General features: G+C 38.5%; 12 protein-coding genes. 11 read left to right on the top strand and 1 reads right to left on the bottom strand.

Annotated features, from left to right (window positions below):
- The first annotated feature begins 22 nt into the window (after positions 1 to 22).
- The 10 genes from BUC16_RS14570 to BUC16_RS14520 all read left to right on the top strand — a co-directional run bounded on the left by BUC16_RS14570 (position 23) and on the right by BUC16_RS14520 (position 20,423).
- Positions 23 to 2,248, top strand: a complete 2,226-nt coding sequence (locus tag BUC16_RS14570; protein WP_084546268.1) for a glycoside hydrolase family 3 C-terminal domain-containing protein — start codon at positions 23 to 25, stop codon at positions 2,246 to 2,248.
- A gap of 8 nt (positions 2,249 to 2,256) precedes the next feature.
- On the top strand, positions 2,257 to 3,759 hold the full coding sequence (locus BUC16_RS14565) for a cellulase family glycosylhydrolase (protein WP_073371538.1): 1,503 nt from the start codon (positions 2,257 to 2,259) through the stop codon (positions 3,757 to 3,759).
- 70 nt (positions 3,760 to 3,829) lie between these two features.
- Positions 3,830 to 5,332 (top strand): family 43 glycosylhydrolase, encoded by a 1,503-nt coding sequence (locus BUC16_RS14560; protein WP_073371537.1) that lies wholly within the window; start codon positions 3,830 to 3,832, stop codon positions 5,330 to 5,332.
- A 41-nt stretch (positions 5,333 to 5,373) separates the two neighbouring features.
- Entirely contained in the window at positions 5,374 to 7,782 is a 2,409-nt protein-coding gene (locus BUC16_RS14555) for a glycoside hydrolase family 95 protein (RefSeq protein ID WP_073371536.1), read from the top strand.
- Positions 7,783 to 8,067: 285 nt separating this feature from the next.
- Entirely contained in the window at positions 8,068 to 11,667 is a 3,600-nt protein-coding gene (locus BUC16_RS14550; protein WP_170860881.1) for a hybrid sensor histidine kinase/response regulator transcription factor, read from the top strand.
- 426 nt (positions 11,668 to 12,093) lie between these two features.
- Entirely contained in the window at positions 12,094 to 15,081 is a 2,988-nt protein-coding gene (locus BUC16_RS14545) for a glycoside hydrolase family 2 protein (protein WP_073371534.1), read from the top strand.
- 231 nt (positions 15,082 to 15,312) lie between these two features.
- The gene (locus BUC16_RS14540; RefSeq protein WP_073371533.1) at positions 15,313 to 16,620 is read left to right on the top strand and encodes a rhamnogalacturonan acetylesterase; all 1,308 of its coding nucleotides are present in this window, start codon (positions 15,313 to 15,315) and stop codon (positions 16,618 to 16,620) included.
- 482 nt (positions 16,621 to 17,102) lie between these two features.
- On the top strand, positions 17,103 to 18,443 hold the full coding sequence (locus BUC16_RS14530) for a DUF8694 domain-containing protein (protein WP_170860880.1): 1,341 nt from the start codon (positions 17,103 to 17,105) through the stop codon (positions 18,441 to 18,443).
- 121 nt (positions 18,444 to 18,564) lie between these two features.
- On the top strand, positions 18,565 to 18,876 hold the full coding sequence (locus BUC16_RS14525) for a hypothetical protein (RefSeq protein ID WP_073371530.1): 312 nt from the start codon (positions 18,565 to 18,567) through the stop codon (positions 18,874 to 18,876).
- Between the two features lie 107 nt (positions 18,877 to 18,983).
- The gene (locus tag BUC16_RS14520) at positions 18,984 to 20,423 is read left to right on the top strand and encodes a sialate O-acetylesterase (RefSeq protein WP_073371529.1); all 1,440 of its coding nucleotides are present in this window, start codon (positions 18,984 to 18,986) and stop codon (positions 20,421 to 20,423) included.
- A gap of 132 nt (positions 20,424 to 20,555) precedes the next feature.
- On the opposite strand, the gene BUC16_RS14515 is transcribed toward BUC16_RS14520, so the two are convergent.
- The gene (locus BUC16_RS14515) at positions 20,556 to 21,710 is read right to left on the bottom strand and encodes a HupE/UreJ family protein (protein WP_084546264.1); all 1,155 of its coding nucleotides are present in this window, start codon (positions 21,708 to 21,710) and stop codon (positions 20,556 to 20,558) included.
- Positions 21,711 to 22,197: 487 nt separating this feature from the next.
- Between BUC16_RS14515 and BUC16_RS14510 the strand changes: the two genes are divergently transcribed.
- Positions 22,198 to 26,733 carry a rhamnogalacturonan lyase family protein gene (locus tag BUC16_RS14510; RefSeq protein WP_073371527.1) on the top strand — a complete coding sequence of 1,512 codons (4,536 nt, stop codon included), beginning with the start codon at positions 22,198 to 22,200 and terminating at the stop codon, positions 26,731 to 26,733.
- Positions 26,734 to 26,928: the final 195 nt, after the last annotated feature.

The following is a 26,928-nucleotide window of genomic DNA, read 5'->3' as shown; positions in this document are numbered from 1 at the left end:
AATAAAAATAAATTTTGCATATATGAAAAATAAAATAATCACATTGTCCCTTTTTTCAATGTTGCTGTTTACGGGATACCAAGCGAATTCCCAAACTGCTAAAAGCACAAAGACAGCGGCAAAATCTTTGACTTCAAAATACGATGCCGAAATAGACAAATTGATTGCACAAATGACACTCGAAGAAAAAATCGGGATGTTGCACGGCAATAGCATGTTTTCTACCGGTGGCGTAAAACGTTTGGGCATTCCCGAATTGAAAATGGCCGATGGCCCTTTGGGAGTTCGTGAAGAAATTAATCGTGACAATTGGGGAGCAGCAGGTTGGACAAATGATTTTGCCACCTATTATCCGGCTTCTGGAGCCTTGGCCGCCACTTGGAACACGACGATGGCGTACACTTTCGGGAATAGCGTGGGGCAGGAAATGCGTGCCAGGGACAAGGACATGTTGCTTTCACCTGCCATTAATATCGTGAGAACGCCATTGGGAGGTAGAACTTATGAATATTCTACCGAAGATCCTTTTCTGAACAAAAAAATGGCAGTGCCCTTGATTGTTGGATTGCAAGACAACGATGTTATGGCTTGCGTCAAACATTTCGCAGCCAATAACCAAGAAACAAATCGTGATTTTGTCGATGTTCAAATTGACGAAAGAACCTTGCGTGAAATTTACTTGCCGGCCTTCGAAGCTGCCGTAAAAGAAGCTAATGCCTACAGTATTATGGGAGCTTACAACAAATTCAGGGGAGATTATTTATGCGAGAACGATTATATGCTCAACACCATTTTGCGTGACGAATGGGGTTTCAAGGGCGTGGTTGTTTCGGATTGGGCAGCGGTGCATTCTACCGTTAAAACCTTGAAAAACGGATTGGATATCGAAATGGGAACTCCAAAAGCATTCAACGAATTTTTCTTGGCCGATAAATTAATCGCTGCTGCCAAGGCGGGAGAAATCTCGGAAGCAGAAATCGACAAACACGTGAAAAGAATTTTAAATGTTTTGTTCCAAGTAAAAGCTATGGGAACTGAACAAAAAAACCGCGTGAAAGGAAGTATTGCCACAGAAGCTCATTACCAAGATGCCTACAAAATAGCATCGGAAGCGGTGGTTTTGTTGAAAAATGACAAAAATGTTTTGCCTTTGAAATTGGATGGAATAAAATCCATTGCCGTAATCGGGAACAATGCCACCAAGAAAAATGCCTTGGGAGGATTTGGCGCAGGGGTTAAAACCAAAAGAGAAATTACGCCTTTGGAAGGGTTGAAAAACAGGTTGCCGGCCTCCATCAAAATCAATTATGCAGAAGGGTATTTGGAACGTTATGACAAGAGAAACGCCGGAAATTTGGGAAACATCACTGCAAATGGTCCGGTAACCATCGACCAATTGGATCCGGCCAAATTGCAGGAAGCCATCGAAGCAGCCAAAAAATCGGATATGGCCATCGTTTTTGCAGGTTCCAACCGGGATTACGAGACCGAAGCATCGGATCGCAGGAACTTGAAACTACCTTTTGCACAAGAAGAATTGATTGACAAAGTTAGAGCCGTCAATCCAAATACAATCGTTGTCATTATCGCTGGAGCTCCTTTTGATCTTGTTGATTTGAACCAAAAATCACCAACATTGGTTTGGAGTTGGTTCAACGGTTCCGAAGGAGGAAATGCTTTGGCCGACGTATTGTTGGGAAAAATAAATCCGTCAGGAAAATTGCCTTGGACAATGCCTAAAAAGATTGAAGATTCTCCTGCTCACGCCACCAACAGTTTTCCCGGTGACAAAACAGTTACTTATGCCGAAGGAATTTTGGTTGGATATCGTTGGTTTGACACCAAAAAAATCGAACCTCTTTATCCATTTGGTTTCGGATTGTCCTACACCACTTTTGCTTTCGACAATGCCAAAACGGACAAAAAATCGTATGCGGACAATGAAACAATTGCGGTTTCCATAACCGTTAAAAACACCGGAACAGTGGATGGACAAGAAGTGGTACAATTGTATTCTTCTAAATTGGATTCGAAAATCAGTCGTGCCGCCCAAGAGTTGAAAGGTTTCCAAAAAGTATTGGTAAAAGCAGGAAAATCAGAAACTGTAACTATTCAAGTTCCCGTAAAAGAATTGGCCTATTACAATGTCGAAACCAAAAAATGGACGGTAGAACCAGGAAATTATACCTTGAAATTGGGAAGTTCATCGAGAGATATTAAAAAGGAAGTTGTCGTAACCATTAAATAAAACCAGGAATGAAAAAAAAATTCGTTGCTATTCTATGCTTGATTTTTTTAGGAATTGGGGCTTGTAGTTCCGATTCAGGATCGACTCCCGAGACAAAACCAACAGCCAAAACACTCACTGTAAATGTAAGTTCCATTGAATTTATTAGTACAGGAAACAGTTCAGGAATTTCAATTACGACGAATGCTGATTCTTGGTCAATCAGTAGTTCAGATACCAGTTGGATTCAAATAAGTAAAACTTCTGGAGTGGCAGGCTCAACCTCGGTTTCCATTACTGCTACTGCCAATCCGGGAACAGTGGCACGCACAGCAACCCTAACCATTAGTTCGAATCAAGTAGCTTCTGTGCAAATTACAATTACTCAGCCCGCACCAGTGGTGGTTCTTCCAGTGACTTATCCGAGTTATAACACCAATCCAATTGCCGCTGACGCAATCGGAATGAGCAGTTCGGCCGTGCAATTAGCTGCCAAAATAAAATTGGGTTGGAACATAGGCAATACGTTGGAAGCCACCGGAGGCGAAACAGCTTGGGGAAACCCAAAAGTGACCAAAGCCTTGATTGATTTGGTTAAGGCCAATGGTTTCAATGCCATTCGAATTCCTTGTTCCTGGAATCAAAATATGGCCAATTCTGCCACTGCCCAAATTAGTGCAACATGGCTGGCTAGAGTAAAAGAAGTAGTCCAATATTGTGTTGATAACGACATGTATGTTTTGGTCAACATCCACTGGGACGGCGGCTGGCTCGAAAATAATTGTACCGATGCCAAAAAAGCAGAAAATAACGCCAAACAAAAAGCATTTTGGGAACAAATTGCCACCAGTTTAAGGGATTTTGACGAACATTTACTTTTTGCCAGTGCCAATGAGCCAAGTGTCGATGATGCCGCCCAAATGGCAGTTTTGACATCTTACCACCAAACATTTATCGATGCCGTAAGAGCTACTGGAGGAAAAAATGCCTATCGTACTTTGGTAGTTCAAGGGCCAACAACGGATATTGACAAAACGAATAAATTGATGTTGACTTTGCCAACCGATAAAGTGGCTAGCCGAATGATGGTGGAAGTCCATTATTACACGCCTTGGAATTTTTGTGGGATGGAAAAAGACGAAACTTGGGGCAAAATGTTCTATTATTGGGGAGCCAATTACCATTCCACAACCGATACTGCACACAATTCCAATTATGGAGAAGAAGCAGAATTGGACAAGCTTTTCAAATCAATGAAAACGCAATTTGTCGACAAAGGAATTCCCGTGGTTTTGGGTGAATTTGGGGCAATTAGACGTTCGAATTTGACGGGTAGCGATTTGACTTTGCACTTGGCTTCAAGAGCTTTTTTCTTGAAATATGTGGTTCAACAAGCAAAAGCGAATGGTTTATTGCCATTTTATTGGGATGCAGGAGGAATGGGTAACAATGGTTCAGCCATTTTTAACAGAACAAATAATACCATATTCGACAATCAAGCCTTGACAGGATTGCTTGACGGTTTGAAATAATTAAACTTTATTGGTAATTTAACTGGATGAATATTCCAGTTGAATTGCCATTTTTTTTATAATCTAAAAAATGAAAAAAAAAATCCTCTTATTTGTGTTTTCCATTTCGCTTGCAATCCATGCACAGCAACAGAGTCCTAAAGTGGGTAACGAATTTTATCAAAATCCGATATTTGCCGGAGATTACCCCGATCCATCAGTCATCAGGGATGGTGAAGATTATTATATCGTGCATTCTTCCTTCAATTATTATCCGGGTTTATTGATTTGGACTTCCAAAGATTTGGTGAATTGGAAGCCCATAACACACGCTCTCCAAAAAAGTGTCGGCTCGGTTTGGGCGCCAGATTTGGTCAAATACAACAACAAATTTTACATCTATTTTCCTGCCAATAATACCAATTACGTGGTATGGGCAGATACCATAAATGGTCCTTGGAGTGATCCGATAGATTTGAAAATTGGCAATATTGACCCGGGACATTTTGTGGATGATAAAGGCAATCGGTTTATTTATTTTAGCGATGGCAGTTATGTGCCTCTTTCTCCTGACGGACTTTCGGTTGTAGGTAAAACAACTCACGCTTATGATGGTTGGAAAATCCCGAATGATTGGTCTATCGAATGTTTTTGTCTGGAAGGTCCCAAAATGCTGAAAAGAGGTGATTATTATTACTTAACGGTTGCCGAAGGCGGAACGGCAGGCCCAGCTACCAGCCATATGGTAATATCGGCACGATCAAAATCTCCTTTTGGTCCTTGGGAAAATTCGCCCTACAATCCCATAATTAGAACTAAAGATAGTTCCGAAAAATGGTGGTCGAAAGGACACGCCACGATAATTGACGACATCAATGGAAAATGGTGGATGGTTTTTCACGGTTATGAGAATGGGTATTACAATATGGGACGTCAAACGCTTTTACAACCCATAGAATGGACAAAGGATGGTTGGTTCAAAATGAAAGAGGGTATTAAAACCGAAGATGTCATAAAAAAACCGGCAGGTGAATCCATAAAAAGTGATTTCATGCTTTCGGATGCTTTTACCGGGGCGAAGCTCAATCCGCAATGGCAGTTTTTTGACGAATATGATTCTCAAAGAACCACATTTTCTTCCAATGGAATAAAAATCAAGGGAAAAGGAGCGGGAATTGGTCAAAGTTCTCCCTTGTTATGCACGCCTTCCGATCATTCCTACACCGCTGAAGTTGAAGTTGAAATAGAAGGTAATGCATCGGCTGGACTGGTTCTTTTCTACGATACTAAATTATTTACGGGTATCGCTTTCGATAAAGAAAATATTATGGCGATTCTAAGAGTTTGGCAATTTCCCACCGTAAAAGGAGTGAATAAAACACATTTGTTTTTGCGCTTGGAAAAAAAGGAACAGATTGTAAATATGTTCTACAGTTTGGATGGAAAAGACTGGGTTAAAATTGAAAATTCTGCCGAGGTTTCCTCATTTAATCATAATGTGTTGAGTGGTTTTATGAGTCTTAGATTGGGACTATCTGCTGTTGGGGAAGGTTTGGTTACTTTTAAAAATTTTATCTACAGGCCTATTTTTTAAATGGTAAATGATTAAATTTAAACAAAATTTATTTATAAAATATGCAATCAAACCGCTTAAATAAACTATTCTTAGTTGTCATTTGTTTTTCTTTTTGTGCAAGTGTTTCTGCGCAATCAGACCATATTCTTTGGTACAAACAAGCAGCAGATTATTTCGAGGAAAGCCTTGTTTTGGGCAATGGAAAAATGGGGGCAACCGTTTTTGGAGGTGTCGATTCGGACAAGATTTATTTGAACGACATCACGCTTTGGTCGGGTGAACCCGTAAATGCGAACATGAATCCCGAGGCTTACAAGAACTTGCCGGCCATTCGCGAAGCATTGAAAAACGAAAATTACAAACTCGCTGAAGAATTGAATAAAAAGATTCAAGGCAAAAATTCCGAATCTTTTGCGCCGCTGGGAACGCTGAATATTGACAATCATCACACAGGAAAAGCCACCAATTATTACAGGGAACTGGATATTTCCAAAGCCATTTCGAAAGTAAGTTATGAAATTGATGGGGTGAAATTTACCCGTGAATACTTTGTTTCGGCACCAGACCAAATTATGGTGATCAGGCTTACCAGCAGCAAGAAAGGAGCCTTGAATTTTGACATCAATTCGAATAGTTTATTAAAATTCAAAATGGAAGCCAAGGATAATGTGCTTTCGATGAATGGCGTTGCACCCATTCACGAAAACCCGGGTTATCAAGTTGTGCCTACTTTTCTTTTGGAAAAAGAACGAGGAACACGATTCACCACTTTGATAAAAATTAAAAACACGGACGGAACAATTACAAGTTCCACTTCGAGTTTGGGATTAAAAGACGCCACCGAAGCCTTGATTTATGTTTCCATCGCCACCAGTTTTAACGGTTTCGACAAGAATCCAGCCACCAAGGGATTGAACGACAAAGCCATTGCCTTGGATAATTTGAACAAAGCCTTTTCCAAATCATTCGACAAATTAAAACAATCCCACATAGCCGATTACCAAAAGTTTTACAACCGAGTTACCTTGAATTTAGGAAAAACAGAAGCCCCGAATTTGCCGACCGACGAACGTTTGTTGCGCTATGCTGATGGAAAAGAAGACAAGAATCTGGAAATTTTGTACTTCCAATATGGTCGTTATTTACTCATCAGCAGTTCCAGAACAATGGGCGTTCCTGCCAATTTGCAAGGACTTTGGAATCCATATCTCAATCCGCCTTGGAGCAGCAATTACACGATGAACATCAATTTGGAAGAGAATTATTGGCTTGCCGAAATCACGAATCTTTCGGAAATGCATTTGCCACTTTTGAGTTTTATCAAAAATCTTTCGGTGACGGGAAAAGTGACCGCCAAGACTTTTTACGGCGTTGACGAAGGTTGGGCAGCAGCGCATAATTCTGATATTTGGGCAATGACCAATCCTGTTGGAGTTTTTGGGAAAGAAGAACCGATGTGGGCGTGTTGGCCAATGGCGGGAGCTTGGTTGAGTACCCATATTTGGGAGCATTATGCGTTTACGCAAGATAAAGATTATCTCAAAAACGAGGGTTACGAACTAATGAAAGGCGCAGCACAATTTTGCCTGAAATGGTTGGTTGAAGACCAAAACGGCAATTTAATCACTTCGCCATCGACTTCTCCAGAAAATCAATACATTACCCCAGATGGTTTTATTGGAGCCACAATCTACGGTGGAACAGCCGATTTGGCAATGATTCGAGAATGTTTCGACAAAACCATTAAAGCCTCAAAAGTGTTGAATGTGGATGCGGAATTTAGGACAAAACTCGAAACCGCACTTTCCAAATTGCATCCTTACCAAATTGGAAAAAAAGGAAACTTGCAGGAATGGTATTTCGACTGGAATGACAAAGATCCCAAACACCGCCATCAATCGCAGTTGTTCGGACTTTTTCCTGGCGACCACATCACGCCATTGAAAACCCCTGAATTGGCCAGTGCTTCCAGACGAACTTTGGAGATAAAAGGCGACGAAACCACGGGTTGGTCCAAGGGCTGGCGCATCAATCTTTGGGCACGACTTTGGGACGGCAATCGTTCTTATAAAATGTTCCGTGAACTGCTTCGTTATGTCGATCCAGACAAAAAGAAAACGGAGAAACCAAGGCGAGGAGGAGGGACGTATCCCAACTTGTTTGATGCGCATCCACCGTTTCAAATTGACGGGAATTTCGGTGGTGCGGCTGCCGTTGCCGAAATGTTGGTTCAGTCCAACGAATCCGAAATCAGGTTGCTTCCAGCCTTACCCGATGCTTGGGAAAGCGGTTCCGTAAAAGGAATTTGTGCCCGAGGAGGATTTGAAATATCGATGGAATGGAATGCCAAAACCCTGAAAAAAGTGACTGTTTTTTCTAAAAATGGTGGAAAAACAACACTTATCAGTGGCGACAAAAACAAGGCAATCACTTTGAAAAAAGGACAGAGAATAGAAATAATTTGGTAAAATTAGTTGGCAACCGAAATGAAAAATATCTTTTTTTGCCAACAAACAATTTAAAACATTTCAAGACTTTTGGCTAATTTGGAGATATTATTTTGCTTATAAAGAGATGAAACAATTTTAAATTAGGTTCATTTTTTTTATTTCATATTGTATTCATCAAATATTACCATAATTTTACAACTCATTAGTAAGAAAGATTTTTTACTTTATTTGAGAAAAGGAATGTATAGAAAAAGGCTTGTTTTGTTTTGTTTTTTGCTTAACAATTTGTTTGTGCTTAATTGTTTGGGTCAAGACCTTTTTTTTGAAAAGATTTCGGGTCGAGAAGCGAACCCCGTTACCCAAATACATGGTATTGCCAAGGATTCCATAGGCTACATTTGGTTTGGAAGCTGGAATGGTGCTTATCGATATGATGGAAGAACATTTGACTTTTTTTACCACAATCCAAAAAACAAGACTTCATTACCCAATAATCGGATACGCAATATCGTTTCCGACAACAAATTGGGACTTTGGTTTTTAACCTTCGACAGGAAATACGTTCGATTTAACTATCAGTTAAATTCGTTTAAAATTGTTGCCAATACTAAAGTACCCAAGATTATAATTGACAAGCTGGCAAGCAATTCCAATGAATTAAATAAAGATCGAATTGTAAATGGGAAAAGGTATGTTTTATCCTCACACCTGTTGACTTCCCAGGATATAAAATCAGGCAAAGAATATCGTTATACGGCCAACATCAATCGTCCAGGACAATTATTGGATGATTATGTCACCGATTTTTTTATAGATGATGAAAATATTATTTGGCTTGGCACTAAGGGAGGCGATGTGTATAAGGCCAATCCAAGCAGGAATCCTTTCGAATTGCATTACAGCTATAGAAAGGCTAGTGAAAACACCAAATTGGCTACTGTTAAAGGCATTTTAAAAGTAAATGATGAAATATGGCTAGCTACTGATGAAGGCATATTAATCTACAATAAGGAAGGCTTGGATTATAATCATCCTTTTTATAAATCGAATAGCCAGATCAAAAATACACGTAGTTTTTTCAAGGACAATAAAGGCAGAATTTGGATAGGTGGCATAAATGGATTGGAGTGTTATGATCCCAAGAGTAATCAATGCAAGACTGTAATCAATAGAGCTTTAAGTCCTAATTTGGGGATTTGGTCCGTGTATGCCTTGGAAGCATCCGGGAATACTAATTTGTGGGTAGGTTTGTACAATGGCATAGCTTGCATCAATTTAGCCAATGATAAAATTAGCTTTTATGATTTAGCTGCTACAATCCATAATGGCAGTGTCATGGATGTTTTATCCGTTAACGGTCGAGAACTGTGGTTGGCAACCGAGGGAAGTGGGGTTATTCGATTAAAAATAAATGGCAAAGGGAAGCTATATGATAAATTAGTACTGAATACTTTTGACAAGCATCTTGAAAACAAGATTTCGGGAAATATTATTTATGCTTTGCATAGAGACAAACGGGGAGCAATTTGGGTAGGTTCCAGCGAAGGACTGAATAAAATTTACCCGAATACAAATCCGATGCGAATTGAAAAAATACAATTGCAATCGGAAAGTCCAACTATTTATATTTCATCAATCACTGATGACGCCAAAGGAAATCTTTGGATAGCTCATAAACAAGGCCTTTCGATGATTGATATTGCCACGAATAAAATTTCCAATTATAGAAAAGAGGACCAGTTTGGGTCATGGACATTTTCAGAAAGAGCTTTTCATAAAGACGTGGCAAATCAGAAATTATATTTTGGGGATAAAAACGGTTATCTCTCTTTTCGTCCAAATGAAATTAAAACGAATTCGGTCAATGATAAATTGATTTTCAAAACCTTGTATTTGTCGAATGAGAAAGTAATTCCGATGGATACAATTAACGATCAAATTGTTTTGACCAAAGATTTGTCGCAAACCCAATCGATTCAGTTGGATTATGATAATAGAAGTTTTACGATAGAATTAGCCTCGTTTAATTACGGGAATACGAACAAGATGGTATATGAGTACACCTTGGAAGGCTATGAAGATAAATGGATCAAGACCAACAGCAGTAAAATAACGTATAATAGATTACCTCCGGGTGATTATGTTTTCAAGGCTCGTGTTGTTTCTCCAAACGACACAAAATCGCCAATAAGGGAATTAGATATTGATGTCAGTGCGCCTTGGTATGGAACCTGGTTGGCCAAAATCGTGTTTTTAATGTTGTTGGGACTCATTTTATATTGGGTTTTCAAGGAGATATTATATCGAGATCGCCTAAAAAACGAAATCAAGCTGGAGCGTCTCAATTTGGAACAACAGGAAGCTTTGAACAAGGAAAAACTGGAATTTTTTACCAATATTTCCCATGATTTGAAAACGCCTTTAACCTTGATTGCCGACCCTTTAAAACGTCTTCAAGACAACAAGGTGGCACCGGAAGATCGAGAAGTCTATTATTCCATCGTAAACAGGAATATCAGCTATTTGACAAAGTTGATTCATCAAATATTGGATTTTCGTAAATCCGAGATGGGGAAATTAAAATTAAAACCGGTTGCCCAGGATTTTAAAGTGTTTATGGAAGAATGCCATACCACTTTTAAACATATAGCGATAAACAGGAATATAGACCTCAAACTTCAAATAAGTGATGAGCCATTGTACTGCTATTTGGATTTTGAAAAATTGGAACAAATCATCAACAACATTGTGTCCAATGCATTCAAATACACGCCGGATGGAGGAACAATACAACTTTCCGCGAGTTTTGACAAAGCAAAATCCACGATAGCAATAAGTATCGAAGATAACGGAATTGGAATTGAAGCCGCGGCTCTGGAAAAAATATTTGAACCTTTCAATAACGTGGGACCAAGTCCTTATTATGGTTCGTCATCTGGAATCGGATTGTCATTGTCGCGAAATTTAATCGAACTTTTAGAAGGTTCTATCTCCATGGAGAGCACTCCCAATAAAGGAACCAAAGCATTGATAACCTTACCTTGCTTAATGGCTAAAAATGAGGACATTTCTCCAGTCAAAGAGGAACCAGTTTTTCTGAATGAAGATTATGAAGAGGAATTGGAGCCCACTTCTTTTGAAAATGGCAAGCCAACGCTACTGATTGTGGAAGACAATCTTGATGTTCAAACCTATTTGGGCAAAGAATTGGGCAAAGAATATTCCTTGATTCAGGAGTATGACGGAAAGAGAGGTCTTGCGGCTGCCATAAAATACATACCGGATATTATTGTGTCGGATATCATGATGCCGGAAATGGAGGGAACGGAATTTTGCAAAGAACTCAAAAGCAACGAAAACACATCCCATATTCCGTTAATCTTTTTGACGGCAAAAGCCTCTGATGCCGATCAAATAGAGGGTTTTAATTTGGGTGCCGAAGCTTATGTGATGAAACCCTTTAATGTGGATATATTAAATGCACAAATAAAAAGTGTTTTAGAAAACAGGATTATTTTACAAAATAGGCTTGGTACCATAAAAAAGATAGACCAGCTGCAAGAGGAAGTGACCAGCGTGGACAATGGCTTTCTTGATAAAGTGATCGAAATAATTACCCTCAACATCGAAGATACCGATTTTAATTCGGATGAATTGGCACAAGCTTTAGGCATTAGCCAAAGACAACTCTTTCGAAAATTAAAAGGCATAAGCGGAAGTACGGTTCATGAATTCATAACCAAAGTCAAGATGAATCAAGCCGAAGAATTGCTCAAGAATTCCGGTCTCAGTATATCACAAATTGCCTATAAGGTGGGATTTTCGGAGCCTTCCAATTTCTCGCGAACTTTTTCCAAACATTTTGGATGCAGTCCTTCGCAATATTTAAGCAAAGGGGCTTAAATGATTGCTGATTTTTGATGTAACAGCCCTCGTAAAATCGACAATCAAATATTTGCCAACATCAAACCTGACCCGAGCGATAGCGAACTGGCGAAGCAAATCAAAAACCGTTACCCGAGCCTGAAAGGCGAACAGGCGAAGCAATCTTCAATCTAAAATCTTTTGACTCGAACTAACAAATTGGGCTGTTTTATAAAATTATAGGTATAATATTCCTGTCGTTCCTGTTTTTTTAGTTGTCATATCTGGCTATTTCATGTCGTATTTTGCCATTTGGCAGGTTTTGATAGGCAATGGCAACTATTGATAATATTAAGCAAAGAGATCAAATATATATTTGTACTTCTTTGTTGATAATTATGGATGCCATACTTTTTGACAATAAAAATTATTAGACTAAAAAATTAATAAATCAAAAATTAGATAATGAACATTAAAAGATTTTTTTACGCATTCAGTTTTGCAATCCTATTGGCAAATACAGTAAGCGCACAGGAAAACAAATCAGACAGAGAAAAATACAATTTCAATTACGGCTGGAAATTAAATGTTGGAGCTGCTGAAGAAGCTAAAAAGCCAGAGTTTGACGATCAAAAATGGACTGTTGTCAATCTTCCTTTTGCCTGGAATCAAGCCGAGGCGTTCAAAAAAGACATAACGCAATTATCCACGGGAATTGCTTGGTACCGCAAGACCTTTCAACTGCCTAAAGACTCGAACGACAAGAAAGTCTTTATCGAGTTTGAAGGAGTGCGTCAAATGGGGGAAATCTATTTGAATGGAACTTTTATAGGACGACATGAAAATGGTGTAATGGCTTTTGGTTTTGATTTGACACCTTATGTAAAACCTTTTCCCCAAGAAAACGTGATTGCCGTAAAAACAGACAATGACTGGAAATACAGGGAAAAAGTAAGTAATTCTGGATTCCAATGGAACAACAATAATTTCAATGCCAATTACGGTGGACTTCCGAAAAATGTATTCTTGCACGTGAAATCCAAAGTGTACCAAACACTTCCTTTATTTTCGACATTGGGAACGACGGGTACTTATGTGTACGCAACAGATTTCAACATTGCCGAAAAGAAGGCGGTTATCAATGTTTCGTCACAGGTAAAAAATGAACTTTCAACCCCCGTCAAAGCGCAATTGAAAGTGAGCGTGGTGGATATGGAAGGAAAAGAAGTGGCTTCCTTTTTGGGAGATTCTTATACCGTAAATCCAAATGAGAAAAAGGATTTGAAAGCATCCAAAGCCTTGAGCAATCTTAATTTTTGGAGTTGGGGTTACGGTTATTTATACACCGTTTCCTCTGAGGTATTGGTTGACAATAAAGCGGTTGACAAGGTTACTGTTCGCACAGGATTCCGTAAAGCGAAATTCGAAAAAGGAATGGTTTACTTGAATGACCGCGTGATTCAAATGAAGGGTTATGCACAACGCACCAGCAATGAATGGCCTTCCGTGGGGATGTCGGTTCCAGCTTGGATGAGTGATTACAGCAACAGTTTGATGGTAAAAAGTAACGGAAACTTGGTAAGATGGATGCACGTAACACCTTGGAAACAAGACGTGGAATCTTGTGACAGGGTAGGTTTGATACAAGCCATGCCGGCAGGAGATGCCGAAGCAGATGTTACGGGTCGCCGATGGGAACAACGCACCGAATTGATGCGTGATGCCATCATATACAATCGCAACAATCCAAGTATTTTATTTTATGAATGCGGAAACGAAAGTATTTCGGAAGACCACATGAAAGAAATGTTGGCTATCAGAAATCTATACGATTCTTATGGAGGTCGTGCCATAGGAAGCAGGGAAATGCTCGACAGCAAAGTGGCCGAATATGGAGGCGAAATGTTGTACATCAACAAAAGTGCAAAACTTCCTTTTTGGGCAACCGAATACAGCAGGGACGAAGGTTTGCGTAAATATTGGGACGAATTCACGCCACCTTTCCATAAAAATGGAACAGGAGGAACCACTCATCAAAACGTGAATGGCACAAAAGTGGCTGATGCCAGTTCTTACAACCGCAATCAAGATACCCATGCCGTTGAAAATGTGGCGCGTTGGTACGATTATTGGGAAATGCGTCCGGGTACTGGCGAACGTGTAAGTTCCGGCGGTGTAAACATTATATTCAGTGATTCGAATACCCATTACAGAGGGCAGGAAAACTACAGAAGAAGTGGAGAAGTGGATGCGATGCGAATTCCAAAAGACAACTTTTATGCCCATCAGGTAATCTGGGACGGCTGGGTGGATACTGATACGCCAAAGGCGCATATCGTAGGGCATTGGAATTATGAAAAAGAAATAACGAAAGATATTACGGTAATTTCGACTGCCGATGCGGTAGAATTGTTTGTCAACAATGTGAGTCTTGGTAAAGGTGTGCAGAGCAAAAGATTCTTGTTTGCCTTCAAAAATGTTCAATTCAAACCTGGAAGCATCAAAGCCATTGGTTACGATAAATCAGGAAAACGAGTTTGCGAAAATGAAATCCGTACAGCCGGAAAACCTTACGCACTTAAATTAAGCACGATAGAAAGACCGGGTGGTACTTTGGCCAATGCCAATGATTTAGCCATCGTGCAAGTGGAAGTAATGGATGATAAAGGGAATCGTTGTCCCACGGCATTGAACATGATAGATTTTGAAGTAAAAGGACAAGGGACTTTTGTGGGCGGAATTGCGCAAGGACCGGATAATTATATTGGTGCCAGCAGTCTTCCTGTAGAATGTGGCGTAAACAGAATCATGGTGAGATCAACTGAAGTGGAAGGAGTAATTACTATCAAGGCTGCTTCTAATTCGCTCAAGAGTGATGCAATTGATGTAAAAACGGTTAAGACCGATTTAGGAAAATTGTCGGCAAATTTGCCAAATGAAAACTTGCCGTCTTTCACGGAAAAAGGACCAACACCAGCAACGCCATCTTTCACGAGAACAAGATTGGCAGTGCCGATTATTGGAGCCAAAACGGCATCTAATCAGGCCGATGCATTCAAAAGCTATGACGACAATGAGTTGACGCAATGGTCATACGGAAAAAATGACAAAGCGTTGATCGAATATGAATTGGAGCGTGAAGCAAACATCAATCAGGTCGTGATGAAATTGGCCGGATGGAAAAGCAAAAAATATCCAATCAGAATTTTTGTTGATGGCAAGAAAGTATTTGAAGGTCAAACCCCAACAGGGTTGGGATATGCAACCTTGGACGTGACTCCAACCAAAGGAAAAAAAGTTCAAATAGAATTATTGGGCTCTGCCAAAGACAGTGATGCCATTAATTTGGTCGAAATTACCGGAAAAGTGGACGATGCAGGTTTGGGTAAAGGAGGTAAAACCATACAACGTTTACCTATTATTGAAGTGGAATTTTACGAACCCATTCGTTAACCCATTTTAGGATTGGAATAAAATTCAGGGCATAAAATTCACACTATTTGGTGATTTAAAAATATATAAAATTAGGTTATTGGTTAGTTATTAGCCTATCAGGTATATTGGTAGTATTCTGGTAGGCTTTTTTTAAATTATTGAATTATTGATTAAAAAATTAAATTGTGGGCATTACTCAATTCTTAAACTCCAATTTGTTTTTTAGTAATTTAATAAAAAAAAAGCACAATGAAATACACAAAAAAACTCTTTTTTTCTTTTTTAAGCCTCGGCTTATTTTTCAATACAGCAGCTCAAATGAAAGCAGCAACCCAAGAATTTTATTTCGGGGAAAAAGCAAACGCCAAATCCGGAATAGTCCTAAATAAGGCAATAGTATATACGGACAACCTTGGTTACGGATTTGATTTACAATCCGATAAAGATGTGGTGTTTGACAAAAAATCAATATCGGCAAAGAGTCCGTTCTATTTTTCGGTAAAACTTCCAGAAGGGAATTATACTGTTGAAGTCGTCTTGGGAGGGAATAGCAGTGGAATCACAACCGTAAATGCGGAATCCCGAAGATTGATGTTGAGAGAAATTAAAACAGCCGAGAAAGAAACTAAATCAGAACGTTTTATAGTCAATGTGAGAACCGCAAAATTTGACACAAATAATAGTGTTCGTCTTAAGCCTGGTGAAATTAGTGGTTTGAATTGGGACGATAAATTGACTTTGGGTTTTTTGGGAACATCAATTGTTCAAAGCATCAAAATCACTCCTGTTTCAAAAATTAAAACCCTCTTTATAGCAGGGGATTCCACTGTTACGGATCAAGACAACGAACCTTGGGGATCTTGGGGACAGTTTTTCCCGGGTTATTTGACTACTGACGTGGTAGTTGCCAATTATGCTTGTTCAGGTTTGGCATTAAGTTCTTTTAAATCGGGAAATCGATTGGAGAAAATCTTGTACTTGATGCAAGCGGGTGATTATCTTTTTATCGAGTTTGGCCACAATGACGAAAAAGCAAAAGGAGAAGGAAAGGGAGCTTGGGGGCAGTATACCACTTTGCTGAAGGAATATGTTACCAGAGCCAGAACTAAAGGCGGAATTCCGGTATTGATCACACCAACACAAAGACGTCATTTTAATGCTGACGGAACTTTAAATCCTACACACGGCGAGTTTCCCGACGCAATGCGAAAAGTGGCTCAAGAGTTGCAAGTACCTTTGATAGATGTTACCAATATGACCACATTTATGTATGAAAGCTGGGGCGATGAACTTTCAAAAAAGGCATTCGTACAGTATCCTGCAAATACCTTTCCCGGACAAACAAAAGCCTTGGCAGACAATACGCACTTTGGTAGTTTTGGTGCCAATGAAGTGGCCAAATGCGTGGTGCAAGGCATCAGGGATTTGGGTTTGGACATAGCTAAAAACATAAAACCTGCCGTTCCTGCGTATAATCCTAAAAATCCTAGCAAACCAAGTGACTGGACAGTTCCTATGAGCAACAGATTTCAAATTGCTAAACCAGACGGTAATTAAAAATTTACCATACTGAATGGCTGTATCTTAAAATGGTTTACCCACTAGATTTTTTTAAATCTTGTGGGTATTTTTTTTGATACTTACTACAGAATCCAAAAAAATCCTTGCAGGAAAATAATTCCATGCCTTTGAATAATAAAACAATTGATTGGATGTAGGGTAATTCAGTCCTCCATTGGGATTCTTTTTCTTGAAATAAATAACTATCTGTTTTGATGGTTTCGATGAAATCAAAATAGTTGTCAAAAAATAATTTATAAATATTTGATTTTTAAGTATTTAAAATCCATGTCTTATTTTGACATGCATTGGCAGGATATGATAATGGGAAAAAAGAGGTTAAAGTTATTTTTGATATCAAGAATTATTAACGATTAAATTATCAACATCTAAAATTATTAACCATTAAATTATTTATTATGAAAAAACAATTACTTTTTAATTTCTCAAAGTCACTTGCCCGTAAGATGCCTTTTAGAATGGCTGCTTTTACAGCTTTGACACTTTTGACTGCACAGGCCTCTTTTGCACAGACTTGGGCGGGTGGAACATCTGTTGAATTTACAGAGCCATTGAACTGGAGTACTGCGCCGGATTTTTCTCTTAGTAATACTTATTCTATTGGAGCAGTCGTTGCACCCAATAATAATCCGGTGCTTAATACACCTTTGTCTGCAGCCAGTTTTGGAATTTTAAATATGGGTATTGGATCGAATTTTACAATAAATGCTAGTCTTACAACTAATCATAGTACTAATAGTAGTGTAGATGGAACATTGAATGTTAATGCCGGTACTTTTAAACTGCAAAAACTTTATATTGGTGTTGCTTCTGGTGCTTCAGCTGTTGTAAATGTTGCAACTGGAGGTATTTTAAACGGAACAGGAGTATGGAGAATAGGATCGCAGAATAATTCAGGTACTCATAATTTATTTATCAAAGATGGAGGAAAGTTTATTATGGACTTAGGGTCTAGTTTAACCATTGGAACCACAAGTTCAAGAAGAGGGGTTTTAACTGTTAATACTGGTGGACTTGCACAAATATCTGGAGGACTTACTATTTCTACCACAGGTTCTACTACGGTTTCGAATGGTACTATTAATGTTGACGGAGGGTCATTGGAGTATAATCCAGTAGATTTAAATATAGGTGCTGGAAAAATAAATATTTCTGCTGGATCATTCAAGTTGCTTAATACGACAGGTACTACCACCATAACTAACTCCTCTACTACTGCGGATGTGGCTGTAATAAAAATTACTGGTGGTTCACTAGATGTTGCAGGACCATTGGCAATAGGAAATAGCACAGTGGCTGGTCTTGTTACTGTTAATCTAACTGGAGGAACAATGAATATTGCTGGAAATCTAACAATCTCAGAATTTGCTGGTGCAAAAACTGCCGTGTTTAATATTGATGCAGGTAGTATAGTATTGGCAGGAGACCAAAAGAGTGCTATAGATGCACTTGTTACTGCTGGAGCAATAAAAGCAACAACATTAAGAACGATTTCGGTTGCGTATGATGGTACCAAAACAACAATTGTTGCAAACGTAACACCACTTGGTGTTAATGATGTTGCGCTTGATGCGAATGCCATCGTGGTTTACGCACAAAACCAAAACATCAACATCCAGTCAGGAAATGCAGCTTTGTCCGAAGTGAAAGTATATGATTTAAATGGTCGTTTAGTTGCCAGTAAAAGCAGCATTGAATCAAAAGAAACCAGCATTCCTTTGAATAACTCAAACGGAGTGTATGTGGTGAAAGTAACGACTACCGATGGTGCTGTCGTGACTAAAAAAATAATTCAATAGAAATTTAGTGTTTTTTTAATATTGGAAATTTAAAATGCTATTCAATACACTACAATTTCAGTGTATGGAATAGCATTTAATTTAAAAAACTTTATTAACAATTAAAATTAAAACAAAACAAATGAAAAAAATATTTATCGTGGCCTTATTGGCTTTGGGATTGAGCGGATTTGCGCAAGAAGCATCAGCTTGGTCGTTGAAAAAAGTAGATAAAATGACAACGGAATTGACGTTGACTGCAGAACAACAAAAATTGATGTTGCCTTTATTGGAAGAACAAAAAGTGCTGTATGATGACATTAAGGCAAATCCAGACAACAAAGATGCCGATAGAGCAAAAATCAGGGAAATCGGAAAAAAAATGAACGCGATTTTGACACCGGAACAAGTAGAACTTCAAAAGACGCTTAAAGCAGCAGCAAAAAAAGAATAATGACTTATCTCTAAATCCCGTTATTTTTGGCGGGATTTTACTTTTTAATTTTCTAAAAAAGATAGTAAACAGCAGCCTAAAATAATGCTGCCAAAACATTTTTTAAAATGAACCTAAAATTGAAAATTGTATTTAAAATAACAGCGTGTTTAGTGTGTTGCCTTGGTTTTAATGCTTATGGACAAACAGTCAATCCAAGCAAGCCCATGGAAGTGTATTTGCTCATTGGCCAGTCCAATATGGCAGGTCGTGGCACTGTTGATACACAAAGCCAGATTACATCCGATGCTGTTTTAATGTTGGACAAAACGAATAATTGGGTTCCAGCCAAGGATCCAGTACATTTTGATAAACCCGTTGCTGGAGTTGGACCAGCCATAAGTTTTGCCCAAGCGATGCTTAAGGATAAAAAAAATACCCAAATAGGGCTTATCCCTTGTGCGTGGGGAGGCTCTCCAATAAAAGTATGGCAACCGGGAGCCAAGTATTTTGAAAATTTCCCGTATGATGAGGCGATTCAACGGGCAAAAATAGCCATGCAAAAAGGCGTTTTGAAAGGAATTCTTTGGCATCAGGGAGAGTCCGACAACGATCCCAAAAGAGCGGAAGCGTATTTAGAAAAATTAAAAACCTTGGTTACTAATTTGAGAAGAGACTTAAATGCACCCAGCCTTCCATTTGTGGCGGGTGAAATAGGGTATTTTAATAAAGAGAATTACATCAATGCCATCATCAATAAACTGCCTGCCGAAGTAGAAAATGCGGCCGTGGTTTCTGCAAAGGATTTGACTGATAGAGGGGATCATTTGCATTTTGACGCTTCTTCTGCCCGAGAACTCGGCAAAAGGTATGCAGCTGCCATGAAAAAAATGGAACAAAAATCTTCCAAGGAATCCAAGAAACCTACCGTGGTGCTCACTTTTGACGACGCCGAGATTTCACATTATAATAATGTGGCTCCTTTATTGTCTAAATATGGTTATAACGCAACCTTCTTTGTTTGCGAATTTCCGATTAAAAATCCAGGAGAAGAAAAAGAATTCATGAATTGGAACCAGATTCGTGAATTGCATAAAAAAGGTTTTGAAATAGGAAACCATACGGGACATCATAAAAACTTGACCAAGTTGAGTCCTGATGATATCAAAAAAGAAGTAAGTTACATTGAGGAGAAATGCAAAGAATTTGGAATTCCAAAACCAATATCGCTTGCCTATCCGGGGAATCGTAACGATAGCATATCCCAAAGGGTTTTAAAGGAAATGGGGTATCAGTTTGCAAGAGCTGGCGATGCCAAATATTATAAAGTAAATGAAGATTTAAAACTGGCCATTCCAAGTTATACCGTAATCTCTTCCGATAAATACAAAACGCGCACCATGAAAGCGTTGCAAGATCTAAAAGGAGATGATGTCTTGGTCTTGACTTTTCATGGAGTGCCGGACATACTTCATCCGGATTACTCTACTTCAATTGATTTTTTGAAGGAAATTCTGCAGTACTTGAAAGAAAACAACTTTCGGGTAATTGAGATGAGAAATTTATAATGAACACAAGAATAAAATTAAAAACAAATAGTTACAAACAGATTAATTATTTTAAAAATGGAAAATTAACAACTATTTTTAACCACATTACCTGTTTTTAATAAAGTAATGTGGTTTCTTTCTGACTGGGAATTACATTAAAACGACCACTCTTTCATAAAACCAAAATAGGGAAACAACAATCGTGGCTATGGAAAATACAATCCTCACGGCATGAAATTCTTTGAATTTACTGATAAGCAAAATTGGAAACACAACGGCCATTATGACAAGTTGTATGGTTTCAATCCCTAAATTGAATCCCAACATGCTTATTACCTTGTTGAAAGGGGAAAGTTCCAAGCCAGAAATACTTTCGGAAAAAGCCAAGCCATGGATAATTCCGAACCCAAACCCAATTAGGGATTCCTTGTATGGGAAAACTGGTTTTAAAGCGTGTAGGGCCGAAGCTACAATAGTCAAAGAGATCAGGATTTCTATGTATTCTATTCTGAATTGAATTAAGTTGAATGCACCTAAAAACAACGAAATGGAATGCCCTAAAGTGAAGAGTATGCTGATGCTTAAAAAACGTTTCAAGGTGTATTTTGTGCCTTGAAATAAAGACCATTTTTTGTCGATGTTTCTTAAGGGCGCAATCAATAATAATATGATAATAAACAACATGTGATCCAGACCATAAATGATGTGGTCAATGCCTAATACGTACATACTTTTGAAGCCAATAAAAGAAGTGCCTTTTTCTAGTTTGATTGGTAAGGCATCTGTTTTTCCGAGAGGTAAATTATAAGATGTTGTGCCAAGATATACGGGCGGGTCATCTGTTAATTGTCCGTTTTCCCAATCTTCGGTGAGGAAAACCATGATGGATTCGTTGAATACTTCGCGAGTGATCACGTCGAGTTGCAAGTCAAAATTCCTGAGGTTTTTTATGTTTGCCGGGTACAGTTTAAAAAGTAGGGTGACTTCATCGTATTTTCCTGTATCGGATGCAATTTGAGTCCCTGTGTAAATGGTGTCAATTTTGGTTTTCCATATTTCATTGTTGTTTTGGGCAACAATATGGTCCAAAAAATAAGAGGACAAAGTATTGATGTCTTTAATTGATTTTTGTTTGAGCGCCTTCTCATAATCAGCTAAAGGAGCTTTCAGTGTACCAACAATATAGGATTCCTTGATTTGAAGTTGCAAATAGGATTTAGGCATGGGATGTGGATAGAGGAGACCCATACCCAACAAGATAAATAACAAGCACAACTTGATATGCGAAATTGGGGTTATTCTCATGGAGGTTTAATTTGTGGGGATAAAAATGCGAATGATATATTGTGAAACTATAGCTCTTTAAAGGAAGAAATTATACCATTGAAAATGGTAAAAGCCAAAGATAAATATTTATTTATCGCTAATTGAATTTATTTTTTTAAATATAAATAAACCAATTTTTACTGTTTCCAGTGAATGGTTGTGTCGCGATAATTCAATAAAGATTCTTTAAAGAGTCATTTGCTTCAGTTTAAATTTATCCTTAAAAATAACTGTTACATTGTTTTTTTAAGGCTTAATCAAGTAAAAATTATAATTATTGTAAACGAATAAAAACAGTTATAAAATTACTTACTGTGGAATTTAAAACCAATGAAAATATCAAATAGTCCAGAATTTATGGGGAATGGCAATGAATGATATGTTTTGGCTTGTTTTGATAACTAGCGATTTTGGTTTAAAGTATAGTTTTGTCAGCCAACTAACTAAACTAATAAGTTAATAGATTATGAAAAATTTTACTTTGAAATTGTTTTGTATTATTTGTCTAGCTTTTATTCCTATAACGATGGATGCGCAGCGTATAGTCCAGGATCTGGACAGGGGAGTTGTTGCAATTCGTACGGGTACTGCCAAGGCATTTGTTTCCTGGCGTTTATTTGCGACGGAACCTTTCAATACGGGATTTAACCTTTATCGTTCCGCAGGCGGAACAACGGCCGTGAAATTAAATACAGCGGTGCTTACTGCCGCCACCAATTTTACGGATGCAACATTGAATATTGCGGTATCCAATGAATATTTTGTAAAAGCCGTGGTAAACGGTGTGGAGCAAGCAGCCAGCAGGTCTTTTGTAATGCCTGCCAATACTCCATGGCGATCTTATATGAGCATACCCATAAATCAAGTTCCGGCGGGATATACTACGAACTATGTGAGAGTAGGAGATTTAGATGCTGATGGTGATTATGATTTTGTTTTGGTCAAATTCCCGCCAAGTGGAGGAGGATCAATATTAGCGGAAGCTTATTTACAAGACGGAACTTTTTTATGGCAATTGGATTGTGGTCCCAACAGTCTTGATACCTATAATAATGAGCCAGGTTCTTCCACATTGGATTGCGGTCACGGAGATAATATCGAAGTGTATGATATCAACGAGGATGGTAAAGCGGAGGTGATTATTAGAACTGCCAACGGAGTGAAATTTGGAGATGGAACAGTTTTAAATTATCCATCCAATAATAATGTTCAATTTATATCTGTTTTGAATGGAATGACCGGAGCAGAGATTTCACGAACCCAATATAATAATCCCTATTTGGTAGAAGGACCCATGAATGGGCATTTTGGGATTGCCTATCTGGACGGTATTCACCCAAGTGTGGTTTGGGAAGCAAAGAATAGGACAGGAGACACAAATTTTAATGACATGACCACTGCCTGGGATTGGAAAAACGGCACACTGGTTCAAAAATGGCAGTTTATTTCAGATCAACAGGGTAAATCTCTTCCAACAGGACATCAAATACGAATTATTGATGTGGATGGTGACGGGAAAGATGAAATATGTCCGCAGGGTTTTGTTATTGATGATAATGGTACTTTGCTTTATACATTAGCAGATAAGGACATCTATCATGGGGATCGTTTTTTTATTGGAGACATGGATCCCAATAGACCCGGTTTGGAGCAATATGGAATTCAACAGGGGTATAGTAAATCTGGGATTATGTGGTATTATGCCGATGCCAAAACAGGAGCCCTTTTGTTGACTCAAAAAGACCCGGCCAATCGAGATATGGCAAGAGGGAATGTTGGGGATTTTGACCCGCGTTTTTCTGGTTTCGAGTTTCATACGTTTACAGATCATTTGTATAATATATCTGGAGCCCCTACCTCTGTTGTAAATATGCCTTCTTCGTATCCTAATTTTAGAATTTTTTGGGATGGAGATCTATTGACGGAGAATTTGGACTATGCGAGAATGACCAAATGGAATTATCTGGGAGATTCCGAATCAAGAATTCAAATAGATGGGAATAGTAGTTTTTTTGGTGTAAATCCTAATGTGGGCCCCAATACCCCTAGTTTTGTCGGAGACATTTTAGGAGATTGGCGAGAAGAGGTGGTTTACGCATCTTCAGACCAGAAGGAATTGAGAATTTATACCACTCCAATTACTACCAATGAAAGGATATATACGCTGTCCCAAAACCCGGCTTATTTAAACAGTATCCATGTCAGAGGCTATTATCAAGGCCATTTAACCGATTTTTATATTGGAGACGGCATGCAGGAACCTCCCATTTCGCCTATTCAAAAAGCGGATAAATATTGGACGGGAACCACCACTTCCGTATGGGACAAAACAACCTCAAACTGGGCAACGAATTCAGGAAGCGCTTTGTTTGTCGATTCCAATAGCGTAATGTTCGATGCTAGAGGAAATAACAGCAATCCAATAAATCTAACCGGTGATTTTTCGCCTGCCAAGATTTGGGCAATGAATGCTGAAGGCAAGGATTATGTTTTCTCTGGGACAGGAAAACTTACGGGAGCGATGGATTTTGTAAAATCATTGTCCGGTTCCATTACATTCAACGGTAATTATGATTATACCGGGACAACACTGGTTTCCGATGGGGCATTAAATGTAAACGGAAGTTTGGAAAGCAGGGTAACGATAAAACCCAAAGGAGCCATCGGAGGAATCGGAACCTATAAAGGAGGAGTCGTTTTAGAAAAAGGGTTTAACATCAACGGGGGCAGGATTAATCCAGGAAATGGTACTGACGCAAATTCAATAGGTTCTTTGGTTATCAATGGAGACCTAGTAGTTCTAGGAAACAATAATTTCGCTTTCGACATCGTTCCGGGATCGACAAAGGTAAATGATGATTTAATTGTAAACGGCAACATCAATTTTTCAGGTAAAAACAACATTATCGTCGCGTTCAAGGATGGAGTTGCAAAAGAAGGGATTTATTCACTTATAAAATCCACTGCAACACTTACAGCGGTTGCAACCGATTTTGTAGTCGTAGGCATAAATGGCATTCCTAATGAAATTATTATTGAAAACAACGAAATCAAACTTAAAATTTTGGCTTTGCGTAATCCGGGAACGATCATATGGAAAGGGTTGATTGACAATAAATGGGATTCCAATACAAAAAATTTCAACTTGGCAGGCGTTCAAGAAGCTTTTACTCCAAAAGATGAGGTGATTTTTGATGAGACAGGACAAAACAAAGCAGTTCAGCTTTCGGTTATTGCCACTACTTTAGGAGTAAGTTTTGATGCAACAAGTGATTATAGTATTGGTGGAACGGGAGCAATTGACGGTACCGGTGATTTAGTAAAATCGAATACCAATAAAGTAACCCTGGACTTAACGAAAAACACCTATACAGGTAAAACATTAGTAAATGGAGGGACTTTGGCGGTTGCCACTATCAATAATGGAGGAGAACTTTCGTCCTTAGGAATCACGGCCAATACGGCAGGAAATCTCGTTGTCAATAATGCCACATTGCAAATCAATCATAACAGTACCACCGACAGGATATTGACCATTACGGGAACTTCTACGGTTACAACTCCTTCTGCAACTGAGTATGCAATTTTTACCGGAGATGTTATGGGTTCAGGGAATTTGGTAAAAGATGGCCCAGGGGCAATGTATTTTTTAAATAATAATTCCTATTCAGGAACGACGACCTTAAAAGATGGTAAAATATTATTGAGAGGTGCTTTAGGGAATACAAGCGGGCTAGGAACATTAGGGAAATTAACCATTGAATCCGGCTCTCTTATTATGGAGGATAGACAGGCTTATGATGCTCCTTTTTGGAATATTGAAGTACCTGCCGGAAAAACAGGAACATTTATAACTGATGGACGTTGTACGTTAAATGGTAAATTGACGGGGGCAGGTACCTTAAATGTGACGATGCCATTTATTCGAACTGAGTTTAGAGGCGACTGGTCGGCTTTTACGGGTGTACTTAACATCAATGGAGATTTTAGATTAAATAATACATTCGGTTATGCCAATGCAACAGTAAATTTTACAGGAAACGGTTTGGATGGCACTATACCGAATGCTTATTCTTTAACCTCGTCAAGAACAATTAAATTTGGAGCGCTAAATGGTATTGCTACTTCAAAACTATCTAGTGCCAATTGGGAAATTGGAGCTAAAAATATTGATTCACAATATGATGGAGTGATTTCCAGTAATTTGCTTACCAAAGTGGGTACGGGATCTTTGATATTGACAAATGCCAATACTTATACAGGCGTTACCAATGTAAATGGAGGAAAACTGGTTGTAAACAATACAACAGGAAGCGGTGCCGGTACAGGAGCCCTTACCATCAATACTGGAGGAACATTATCTGGAAAGGGGATTTTGTCCAACACGATCAGTGTTGCCAGCGGAGGAACTTTGGCTCCAGGATATCCTTTATTGGGAACACTTACGGTAAACAAAGCCGTAACGATGCAGGCAGGAAGTACTTATGAAGCTGATGTGTATGCCGACACAAATACTTCGGATCTTTTATCGACGGGAGCTAATGTATTAACGTTAAACGGAACTCTTAATGTAGTCAATCGAAGTGGAGTTAATTTTGCAGTGGGCAATTCCTTTAAAATCTTTAATGCGACCACAATCACGGGGAATTTTGCCGCCATTAATCCTGCAACTCCAGGGGCAGGCTTAAGTTGGGACATTTCATTGTTGAAAAGCAGTGGAATATTAAAAGTGTCAACTGCTTTGTCAACAAATTCAGTTACCAAAGACAGTGAAATAAGCATTTTCCCGAATCCAGTAAAAAATAGTTTTACAATCGATTTGCCAAATGAGCTTTTAGGAGCAACTGTTGAAATCTACAATGTTTTAGGCATAAAATTAAAAACAATACAAACAAAAGACGAACACGTTAAAGTGGATATTCAAAATTATGCTGCTGGAATTTATGTTGTCAAAATCTCTAAAGAAGGATTGTCGTTTAGCGAAAGAATAGCAAAAGAATAATAGGGATTAGCGCTAAATCTGTAACCTGATATTACAATAAATACTATCTGTGGACATGATAAAAGTTCATGGATAGTTTTGTAATTTATAACAAACCTATAATTTCAATAAGTAAAATAAAAGATGAAATCGCCACTAACAATGAGTTTGTTGCAAACAAACACAGATAAGAAAAGGCGATACCATATATGACCA

The organism is Flavobacterium fluvii, assembly GCF_900129545.1.
GTDB lineage: Bacteria > Bacteroidota > Bacteroidia > Flavobacteriales > Flavobacteriaceae > Flavobacterium > Flavobacterium fluvii.
This window is presented reverse-complemented; position numbering and strand designations above follow the sequence as displayed.